Annotated in this window: 7 protein-coding genes and 1 pseudogene; all 8 read left to right on the forward strand. The window is 70.8% G+C overall.

Annotated elements, in window-relative coordinates; all coding sequences use genetic code 11:
- The first annotated feature begins 201 nt into the window (after nucleotides 1–201).
- The gene (locus tag LOY02_RS15180) at nucleotides 202–462 is read left to right on the forward strand and encodes a YlxR family protein (protein WP_317183208.1); all 261 of its coding nucleotides are present in this window, start codon (nucleotides 202–204) and stop codon (nucleotides 460–462) included.
- Nucleotides 463–639: 177 nt separating this feature from the next.
- On the forward strand, nucleotides 640–3,573 hold the full coding sequence (gene infB / locus LOY02_RS15185; protein WP_317183203.1) for a translation initiation factor IF-2: 2,934 nt from the start codon (nucleotides 640–642) through the stop codon (nucleotides 3,571–3,573).
- Between the two features lie 211 nt (nucleotides 3,574–3,784).
- Nucleotides 3,785–4,321: a 30S ribosome-binding factor RbfA gene (gene rbfA / locus LOY02_RS15190; RefSeq protein ID WP_317183204.1), complete on the forward strand. Its 537-nt coding sequence runs from the start codon at nucleotides 3,785–3,787 to the stop codon at nucleotides 4,319–4,321.
- A complete protein-coding gene (gene truB / locus LOY02_RS15195; RefSeq protein WP_317183205.1) occupies nucleotides 4,318–5,268 on the forward strand; it encodes a tRNA pseudouridine(55) synthase TruB in 951 nt (316 codons plus the stop codon). The genes rbfA and truB overlap by 4 nt, the downstream gene beginning before the upstream one ends.
- Before the next feature lie 64 nt (nucleotides 5,269–5,332).
- On the forward strand, nucleotides 5,333–6,304 hold the full coding sequence (locus LOY02_RS15200) for a bifunctional riboflavin kinase/FAD synthetase (protein WP_317183209.1): 972 nt from the start codon (nucleotides 5,333–5,335) through the stop codon (nucleotides 6,302–6,304).
- On the forward strand, nucleotides 6,268–7,443 hold the full coding sequence (locus LOY02_RS15205; RefSeq protein WP_317183206.1) for an FtsW/RodA/SpoVE family cell cycle protein: 1,176 nt from the start codon (nucleotides 6,268–6,270) through the stop codon (nucleotides 7,441–7,443). The genes LOY02_RS15200 and LOY02_RS15205 overlap by 37 nt, the downstream gene beginning before the upstream one ends.
- A 152-nt stretch (nucleotides 7,444–7,595) precedes the next feature.
- The gene (locus LOY02_RS15210; RefSeq protein ID WP_317183207.1) at nucleotides 7,596–9,455 is read left to right on the forward strand and encodes a long-chain fatty acid--CoA ligase; all 1,860 of its coding nucleotides are present in this window, start codon (nucleotides 7,596–7,598) and stop codon (nucleotides 9,453–9,455) included.
- Nucleotides 9,456–9,549: 94 nt separating this feature from the next.
- A pseudogene (locus LOY02_RS15215) lies at nucleotides 9,550–10,460 on the forward strand (B12-binding domain-containing radical SAM protein); the annotation flags it as partial.

A 10,460-nucleotide genomic window follows, 5' to 3' on the forward strand; every position in this document is an offset into this window, starting at 1 on the left:
CCACCACCGCAACACGCCCGGATATTCGCAAAGCCACCCTGAAATATCACGGGTCGGTTGCACGTTACCGGGCGTGTTGCGGGTGGAAGGGCGGGAGGAGCGGGGAGGGGAGGGCCCCGGGGACCCAGCCCGGCGGCATACGGGTTAGACTGTTCTGTGGCCGACCGGACTGGACTCCGTGCCGAGCCGTCCCGCACCTGTGTGGGATGTCGAGGATCGGATAGCTGGTCGGCTCTGCTGCGAGTGGTCGCGGCGAAGGACGCAGATGCCTCGGGGAGCTCCCCCGTGCACCTTCGGCCCGACCCGGGACACCGGATGCCGGGACGTGGTGCATGGCTGCACCCGCGACCCGAATGTTTCGAGCTGGCAGTGCGCCGCAAGGCGTTCGGACGTGCCCTGCGCCTGCAGGCCGCGGTTGACGTGAGCGCGGTGGCACGACATCTCGGGGTCCAGCACCCGTAGCACGGGATCCGGCATCGGGTCCACGATGATCGGCCGCCACCCGGCGGCCGTGCAACACCTCAACGAACCAAGGCGGGTCAAACGCTATGAGCCTCCGATGAGTCCTCAGCGATGAGCAAGCCCCAGCAATAACCCAGGTTCGGCCTCCTGTCAGGTCCGGACCGAGACAGGAGAAATGTGGCCAAGGTCCGGGTCTATGAGCTCGCGAAAGAGCTCGGAGTCGAGAGCAAGGTTCTGCTCGCACACCTCAAGAGCCAGGGAGAGTTCGTCCGGTCGGCGTCGTCGACCATCGAGCCCCCGGTCGTCCGCAAGATCAAGGAGACGTTCCCGACGGAGCTGCGCTCCGGCGGCGACGGCAAGCCGGCGGCGAAGCCCGCCGCCAAGAGTGCTGCCAAGGCGGCACCATCCACACGAACTGCACCAGCACCGACGGCGCCGGGGACGGCGACGCCGGTCGCGCCTGCCGCCAAGGCAGCACCCGCCGCACCGGCGCCGAGCCGTCCCGCGCCGGCAGCGCCAGCACCAGCGGAGCCGGCTGCGGCACCTGCTGCGGCGCCTGCCGCCAAGGCAGCACCTGCAGCGCCAGCCACGGAGGCGCCCGCAGCCAAGGGCGGCCCCGCTGCGCCGACGCCGGCTCCTGCTGCACGACCGGAGTCCCCCGCACCGGCCACCCGTCCCGCGGCCCCGGCCGCTCGCGAGGGTGGCGCGCCCACCCCCGGACCGCGTCCGGCGCCACGCCCGGGCCAGCCCCGTCCGGGCAACAACCCCTTCGCGCCGAGCCAGGGCATGGGCCAGACCCGTGCCCGGCCGAGCGACGCCGGTCCGCGACCGGGCAACAACCCGTTCAGCCCCAGCCAGGGCATGCCGCGTCCCCAGCAGCGTCCGGGCGGCTCCCGTCCCGGTGGCCCGGGCGCCGGTGCCCGTCCGGGTGCCCCGGGTGGTGCCGGTGCCCGCCCGGGACCGCGTCCCGGTGGCCCCCGACCCAGCCCCGGCATGATGCCCGAGCGCAGTACCGTCGGTCGCCCGGGTCAGCGCCCGGCCGGTGGTCCCGGTCGCGGCGCCCCCGGTGGCGGCCGTGGCGGCTTCGGGCCCGGTGCCGGCACCGGTGCCCCGGGTGGCCCTCGTGGCGGCTTCGGTGGCGGTCCGCGCGGCGGTGGCCCCGGTGGTCGCGGTGGCACGCAGGGCGCGTTCGGTCGTGGTGGCGGGCGGCCCGTCCGGGGCCGCAAGTCCAAGCGGGCGAAGCGCCAGGAGTTCGAGCAGATGCAGGCGCCGTCGATCGGTGGCGTCACCGTTCCCCGTGGCGACGGCTCGACCGTCATCCGGGTGCGTCGTGGCTCGTCACTGACCGACTTCGCAGACAAGATCAACGCCAACCCGGCATCGCTCGTCACCGTCCTCTTCCACCTCGGTGAGATGGCCACGGCGACGCAGTCGCTCGACGAGGACACCTTCAAGCTCCTCGGCGTCGAGCTCGGCTACGACGTCCAGGTCGTCTCCCCGGAGGAGGAGGAGCGCGAGCTCTTCGACTCCTTCAACATCGACCTCGAGACCGGTATCGAGGGCGAGGACGACGCCGACCTCGAGGCGCGTCCCCCCGTCGTCACCGTCATGGGTCACGTCGACCACGGCAAGACGCGACTGCTCGATGCGATCCGCAACGAGGACGTCGCTGCCGGCGAGGCCGGTGGGATCACCCAGCACATCGGCGCCTACCAGGTGCGCAAGGAGCACGAGGGCGTCGAGCGGGCGATCACCTTCATCGACACCCCGGGTCACGAGGCCTTCACGGCCATGCGTGCCCGCGGTGCCAAGGTGACCGACATCGCGATCCTCGTGGTCGCGGCCGACGACGGCGTCATGCCGCAGACGATCGAGGCGCTCAACCACGCCCAGGCGGCCGACGTGCCGATCGTCGTCGCGGTCAACAAGATCGACGTCGAGGGCGCCAACCCGGCCAAGATCCGCCAGCAGCTGACCGAGTACAACCTCATCGCCGAGGAGTACGGCGGCGAGACGATGTTCGTCGACGTCTCGGCAAAGCAGGGTGTCAACATCGACGGCCTGCTCGAGGCGGTCCTCCTCACGGCGGACGCGGCGCTCGACCTCCGTGCCAACCCGGAGCGCGAGGCGCGTGGTGTCGCGATCGAGGCCAACCTCGACCGTGGCCGTGGTGCCACGGCGACGGTGCTCGTCCAGGCGGGCACGTTGCACGTCGGTGACGCCATCGTCACCGGCTCGGCGTACGGTCGCGTCCGTGCCATGCTCGACGAGCACGGCAAGAACGTCCAGGAGGCCGGGCCGTCCCGCCCGGTCCAGGTGCTCGGTCTCTCGTCGGTGCCGCGCGCCGGTGACACGTTCGTCGTGGCACCGGACGACCGCACCGCCCGACAGATCGCCGAGAAGCGCGAGGCTGCGGACCGGCAGGCCAGTCTGGCCAAGGCCCGCAAGCGCATCTCGCTCGAGGACCTCAACGAGGCCCTCGCGGCGGGCAAGGTCGAGACCCTCAACCTCATCCTCAAGGGTGACGTGTCGGGCTCGGTCGAGGCGCTCGAGGACGCGCTGCTCAAGATCGACGTCGGCGACGAGGTCGACCTGCGCATCATCGACCGCGGCGTCGGCGCCATCACGATGAACAACATCAACCTCGCGATGGCCTCCAACGCGATCATCATCGGCTACAACGTTCGGGCCGAAGGGCAGAACGCCGAGTACGCCGAGCGCGAGGGCGTCGAGATCCGCTACTACTCGGTGATCTACCAGGCCATCGAGGAGGTCGAGGCAGCGCTCAAGGGCATGCTCAAGCCGGAGTTCGAGGAGGTCGAGCTCGGCACGGCGGAGATCCGCGAGATCTTCCGCTCGAGCAAGTTCGGCAACATCGCGGGTTCGCTCGTCCGCAGTGGCGAGATCAAGCGCGGCACGAAGGCGCGGATCACCCGCGACGGGGTCGTCGTCTCGGAGAACGTCGAGATCGCCGGTCTGCGTCGGTTCAAGGACGACGTGACCGAGGTCCGCGAGGGCTACGAGTGCGGCATCAACCTCGGGTCGTTCAACGACCTGCAGATCGGTGACCTCATCGCCACCTACGAGATGCGCGAGAAGCCGCGCGCCTGAGCACCGACGTCCGGGGGTCACGTCTCCCGGCGGGCACCACGCCCGCCGCGGACGTGGCCCCTCGGTCGTCCACCCACCAGGCCGTATGCCGCTGAGCCGGCCCCGCTGGCTCACCCCCGACCGCTCCGGCGGGCCGGGGACCACCCGCGGCTAGGGTGGGTATGCGGCCCCACGGCCGTGATCCACATCGAGAAGAAACGAGGTTGGAGCCATGGCTGACCCAGCTCGCGCCCGCAAGATCGCCGACCGCATCAAGGTCATCGTCGCGGAGTACCTCGAGTTCCGTCTCAAGGACGAGCGCCTCGGCTTCGTCACGATCACGGACGCCCGGGTGACCGGAGACCTGCAGCACGCCTCCGTGTTCTACACCGTCTTCGGTTCCGACGAGGAGCGCAAGGCGACCGCAGAGGTCCTCGAGGCCAACCGCGGGCGGATCCGCTCGTTCGTCGGCAAGCAGATCGGGATCCGACTGACGCCCTCCCTCGAGTTCATCGCCGACGCGCTCCCCGAGGGTGCAGCACACCTCGAGGACCTCGTCGCCCAGACCCGGGCCCGGGACGAGGAGCTGGCTCGCGCCGCGGCCAACGCCAAGCACGCCGGCGAGCCCGACCCCTACAAGAAGCCGATCGACCGCACGGCGAGCGACGCCGCAGGGGAGCCCGCAGCCGATTCCGCGTCCGATTCCGTGTCCGATTCTGCGTCCGATTCTGCGGCCGATGAGGTCGGCATCGACGTCGAGGCTCGGTGACGGCTGCGCGAAGCGGGCTGCTCGTCGTCGACAAGCCCGCCGGGTGGACCAGCCACGACGTGGTGGCCCGCGTCCGGCGCCTCTGCGGGACGAGGCGGGTCGGCCACGCCGGGACGCTCGACCCCATGGCGACCGGGGTGCTCGTCCTCGGGATCGAGAAGGGGACGAAGCTGCTCACCTTCCTCGTCGGCCTCGACAAGGCCTACACGGCAACGATCCGGCTCGGTCAGGCCACGCTCACCGACGACGCCGAGGGAGAGGTGACCGGCTCGGTCGGGATCACCGACCCGGCAGCAGTGGCGGCAGCCCTCCCGTCGGCCGTCGCCGCCCTCACCGGGGACATCGAGCAGGTGCCCAGCTCGGTCAGCGCCATCAAGGTCGGGGGGGAGCGCAGCTACGCGCGGGTCCGCAAGGGCGACGACGTGGACCTGCCCCCCCGACCCGTCACCGTCAGCCGCTTCGAGGTGCTGGGGGTGACACCGACGACGGCCCCCCTGACCGGCGGCGAGGTCCTCGACGTGCTCGGCGTCCTCGACGTCGACGTGGAGGTCGAGGTCTCCTCAGGGACGTACGTGCGCGCGTTGGCGCGCGACCTCGGCGCGGCTCTCGGGGTCGGAGGCCACCTCACCGCGCTGCGCCGCACCCGAGTCGGCCGGTTCGGCCTCTCCGACGCCGTGCCGCTCGACGAGCTCGTCGCGCGGATCGAGGCCGGTGCGGACCCCGCCACCTGCATCCTCCCGCTCGCCGAGGCGGCACGCGCGCAGCTCCCCGTCCACGAGCTGTCCGTCGAGGAGGCCCGAAGCCTCGGACATGGGCAGCGGATCCCCAGCGGGGACGTCCGGGCCGAGGCGGTCGCGGCCATCGACCCCGGTGGACGGCTCGTGGCCGTCCTCGACGAGTCGCGCAGCATCGCCAGGGCGAGGGTCGTCTTCGCGCCGGCCGGGTGACCGGATGGCTGATCCGGACGGGTGGCGACGTGGTCGGCGGATCCCGACTACTACAGTGGTCGCCGTGCAGCGCTGGTACGCCCTGGAGGACATCCCCTCGGACCTCGGACCCACGGTTGTCACGCTCGGCAACTTCGACGGCGTGCACCGCGGGCACCGAGAGGTGCTCGGACGGGTCGTCCGCGAGGCGCGCGAGCGGGGAGCGACGCCCGTGGCGGTGACCTTCGAGCCGCATCCGGTGGCCGTGCTCTACCCGGAGCGGGCACCGGCGCGGATCATGTCGCTCGAGCAGCGCCTCGACGCCCTCGAGGCGGTCGGGCTGGGCGCCGCCCTCGTGCTCACCTTCACTCGCGAGTTCGCGCAGCAGACGCCGGAGGAGTTCGTCGAGACCACCTTCGTCGACCGGCTGGGTGCCGTCGCCGTGGTGGTCGGCAAGGACACCCGGTTCGGCGTGCGCAACTCCGGTGACGTCGGCACCCTGACCGAGCTGGGGAAGCAGCACGGCTTCGACGTCATCGCCCTCGAGGACATCGGCGAGGCCGCCCCCGAGGGTCGTCGCTGGAGCTCGACCCAGCTGCGGGCGGAGATCCTCGACGGCAAGGTGGGCCACGCGGCGGAGATCCTCGGCCGTCCCCATCGGGTCGCCGGCACCGTGGTCCACGGCGACCACCGCGGCCGTGAGCTCGGCTTCCCGACCGCCAACCTCTCGCAGGACCATGCGGGCCTGGTCCCGAGCGACGGTGTCTACGCGGGGTGGCTCGTGCGGCTCGACCTCGCTCCGGGCGCCGCCGACCGCACCCTCCCTGCGGCGATCTCGGTCGGCACGAACCCCACCTTCGACGGACACCAGCGGCGCGTGGAGGCCTACGTCCTCGACCGGACCGACCTCGACCTCTACGGCGAGCGGGTGGGCATGGACTTCGTCTCCCACCTCCGGCCGACCCTGCGGTTCGACTCGGTCGAGGCGCTCATCGACCAGATGCGGGAGGACGTCGCCCGGTGTCGCGAGATCCTGTCCGCGACCGTGCCCGCCTAGGCCTGCGCAGCGGTCCGCCGCCCACGGTGGCGCGGTGGCTGCGGCTCGACCTCGGGCTGTTCATCGGCGCCGCCGGGCTGTCGGTCGTCGGTGTCGTCCTCGTCTGGTCGGCGACGAGGGTCGAGAGTGGCGCTGCAATGGCGGCCAAGCAGGCGCTGGCCGTCGTCGTCGGAATGGTCGCGGCAGCGGTGATCACCCGGCTCGACGTGCGCCTGGTCCGGGCGGCGGCCCCGCTCGTCTACCTGGCGGCCCTGGGCGGCCTCGTCGCGGTGCTCTCGCCACTCGGGCGGCAGGTCAACGGGTCGCGTTCGTGGATCGGGCTGCCCGGGGGCTTCAGCCTCCAGCCCTCGGAGCTGATGAAGGTCGCCCTGGTGATCGGGCTCGCGATGCTGCTCGCCGAGCGGGCGGACCGGGGTGAGCGACAGCGGCACCGGGACATCGCCGTGGCCTGGGTCATCGCGGGCCTGCCCATCGTCCTGGTCCTGGCCCAGCCGGACCTCGGCTCGGCCCTCGTGCTCGTGGCGATGTCAGCAGCTGTCATCGCCGCCGCGGGTGGGCCGCTCGTCTGGACGCTCGCCGTGGCAGCCGCGGGCGTCGCGACGGTCGTGGCTGCCTTCACGACGCCCCTCCTCAGTCCCCACCAGCAGGACCGGTTGCGTGCTTTCCTCGACCCGTCGCTCGACCCGCAGGGCATCGGTTACCAGACCGGGCAGGTGCGGATCGCCATCGCGTCGGGCGGTGTGGACGGGCAGGGGCTGTTCGCGGGGCGGCAGACCCAGGCGGGCGTCATCCCCTACCAGGAGTCCGACTTCATCTTCTCGGTCGCGGCAGAGGAGCTCGGGTTCGTCGGGGCCGCCGGTGTCGTCGTGCTGCTCGCCTTCCTCGTGCTTCGGGCACTCGTCGTCGCGCGCCGCGCGGACACCTTCGGCCGGCTCGTCACCACCGGCATCGGTGTCTGGCTTGCCGTCCAGGCGATCGAGAACATCGGGATGAACCTCGGCGTGCTGCCCGTGACCGGGCTGCCGCTGCCGTTCCTGTCCTACGGAGGAACCTCGATGGTCGCGGTGTGGGTCGCGGTCGGCATCGTCGGCAACGTCGCCTCGGAGACCGCGGACCGGCGTGCCCTCTCCCGCAGATAGGCGGCGCAGCCAAGTTACCCGTGGGTCACGGACTGGTGCCGATTCCACCGTGAACCCGTGACCTTTGGCGACAATTGCGGCATCATCCCGCACAACGTGGTTGCCCGCCGTCGCCGAGGACGGGCTGCCGCTGTCGTGACAAAGGAGTCCTCATGCCCCTGCACGCCGTCGCCGACCGACAGGTCGACCAGGCAGTCCTCGACCAACGGGCCCCGAGCGTGGGCGCCCTCTTCCGCAACCGGGTCCAGGCGACACCGGACAAGCCTGCCTACCTCTACTTCAAGGATGGGGGGACCGAGCTCACGACGCTGACCTGGCGCCAGACCCACGAGATCGTCCAGGACTGGGCGGCGGGTCTCATGAGCCTCGGCGTCGAGCTCGAGGACCGGGTCGCCATCGCCTCGACGACGAGCCTGCAGTGGGTCCTGGCCGACCTCGCGATCGTCTGCGCCGGCGGTGCCACGACGACGGTCTACCCGACGACGATCGCGGACGACGTCGCCTACATCCTCAATGACTCCGGCAGCGCCATCGTCTTCGCCGAGGACGACGGACAGGTGGCCAAGCTCTCCGAGCGCCGGCACGACATCCCGCACGTCAAGCAGGTCGTCGTCATGTCCGGCCAGGCCAGCGAGGACGGATGGGTCATCACGACCGACGACCTCGCCGCCAAGGGACGCGAGCTGCTCGCGTCGACACCCGACGCCGTCGACGCACGGATCGACCAGCTCGGCCCCGACAACCTTGCCGTCGTCATCTACACCTCCGGCACGACCGGCCGCCCCAAGGGTGTCCGGCTGGTGCACGACAGCGTCGTCTACGAGGGGGCGGTGATCCAGGCCATGCACACCATCCGGGAGGACGACCTCCAGTTCCTGTGGCTGCCGCTCTCGCACGTCTTCGGCAAGATGCTCGTCGCCATCGGCCTGCAGATCGGGTTCCCGACCGCGGTCGACGGGCGCCTCGACAAGATCGTCGACAACATGGCCATCATCAAGCCGACCTTCATGGCCGGTCCGCCGCGCATCTTCGAGAAGGCCCGCGGCCGCGTCGAGCTCATGCTCGGGCAGGAGACGGGCGTCAAGAAGAAGCTCATCGACTGGGCGCTCAAGGTCGGCGCCGAGATGCGTGACGTCCAGGAGCGTGGGGAGACGCCGTCGTCGGGCCTGGCTCGTCGGCACGGCCTGGCCACGAAGCTCGTCCTCCACAAGATCCAGGAGCGCTTCGGCGGCCGGGTTCGGTTCATGATCAGCGGCTCGGCCCCGCTCAACGCCGACGTGGCCAAGTGGTTCGGCGCGGTGGGCCTACTCCTCGTCGAGGGCTACGGCCTCACGGAGACGTCGTCGGGCACGACCGTCAACCAGCCGACGCCGGGCTCCTACCGCTACGGCTCGGTGGGCTGGCCACTGCCAGGCACCGACGTGAAGATCGCCGAGGACGGCGAGATCCTCATCAAGGGTCCCGGTGTCATGCGCGGCTACCACAACCAGCCCGAGGCGACCGCCGAGGTCATCGACGCGGATGGCTGGTTCCACACCGGCGACATCGGCCGCATCGACGAGCGCGGGTTCGTCTTCGTCACCGACCGCAAGAAGGACTTCTTCAAGACGTCGGGCGGCAAGTTCATCGCGCCTGCGGAGATCGAGGCGAAGTTCAAGGGGATGTGCCCCTACGTCAGCCAGTTCCTCGTCCACGGGGCCGGGCACAACTACGCCACCGCGCTGGTCACCCTCGACCCCGATGCCATGACTGCGTGGGGCGCCGCGAACGGGATGGCGGGCCGGTCCTACGCCGAGATCGTCACGTCGGACGCCGCGCGTGACCTCGTGCAGGGGTACGTCGACCGGCTCAACGACAGCCTCAACCGGTGGGAGACGATCAAGAAGTTCACCATCCTCGACCACGACCTGACCATCGAGATGGGCGACCTCACGCCGAGCATGAAGCTGCGCCGCCGGGCCGTCGTCGACAAGTACATGGACAAGCTCGACGCCCTCTACGAGGGAGACTGAGCCCGCCCCCACGTGTCGTCGTGTGCCGCTGGGTGTGAGCCCAGCGGCATACGACGTTTTCGGGGTGGCTGCGCGGGCGACGTAGCATGGGCGAATGCCCGGAGAGTCCCTGTTCAACGCTCTCGAGCCGCTGCTGGAGCGGGTCAACAAGCCCATCCAGTACGTCGGCGGCGAGCTCAACTCCACCGTCAAGTCCTGGGACGTCGGCGGCCTCGGGCCGTCCGGAGAGGACCTCACGACCCGCTGGGCGCTGATGTATCCGGATGCCTACGAGGTGGGCCTGCCCAACCAGGGCGTCATGATCCTCTACGAGGTCATCAACGAGCGCGCCGATGCCCTCGCCGAGCGCACCTACGCCGTGTGGCCCGACATGGAGGCCGCGCTCCGCGAGGCGGGCCTGCCGCAGTTCACCGTCGACGGGCACCGTGCGGTCCGCGACTTCGACCTCTTCGGTGTGTCGTTCTCGACGGAGCTCGGCTACACCAACCTGCTCACGGCCCTCGACCTCGCGGGCATCCCGCTCCATGCGGTGGACCGGACGCTCGAGGACCCGATCGTCATCGCCGGTGGCCATGCCGCGTTCAACCCGGAGCCGATCGCCGACTTCATCGACGCCGCCGTCATCGGTGACGGTGAGCAGGCCGTCCTCGCGGTCACCGACATCGTGGGGGAGTGGAAGGCGCAGGGCCGCCCCGGCGGGCGCCGCGAGGTGCTGCTGCGGCTCGCGCGCACGGGCGGGGTCTATGTGCCCGCCTTCTACGACGTGTCCTACCTGCCCGACGGCCGGATCCAGCGGGTGGCTCCGTCGCCTGACGTGACCGGCGTGCCGTGGCGAGTCTCGAAGCACACCGTCACCGACCTCGACGCGTGGCCCTACCCGAAGCAGCCGCTCGTCCCGCTCGCCGAGTCGGTCCACGAGCGGATGTCGGTCGAGATCTTCCGCGGGTGCACGCGGGGGTGCCGCTTCTGCCAGGCCGGCATGATCACCCGTCCGGTGCGTGAGCG

Source organism: Intrasporangium sp. (assembly GCF_032907665.1).
In the GTDB taxonomy this organism is placed as follows: Bacteria; Actinomycetota; Actinomycetes; order Actinomycetales; family Dermatophilaceae; genus Intrasporangium.

Bases quoted from the DNA above. Each gene is read 5' to 3' on its own strand.
- rbfA (WP_317183204.1), top strand. From the start codon at position 3,785: ATGGCTGACCCAGCTCGCGCCCGCAAGATCGCCGACCGCATCAAGGTC.
- LOY02_RS15210 (WP_317183207.1), top strand. From the start codon at position 7,596: ATGCCCCTGCACGCCGTCGCCGACCGACAGGTCGACCAGGCAGTCCTC.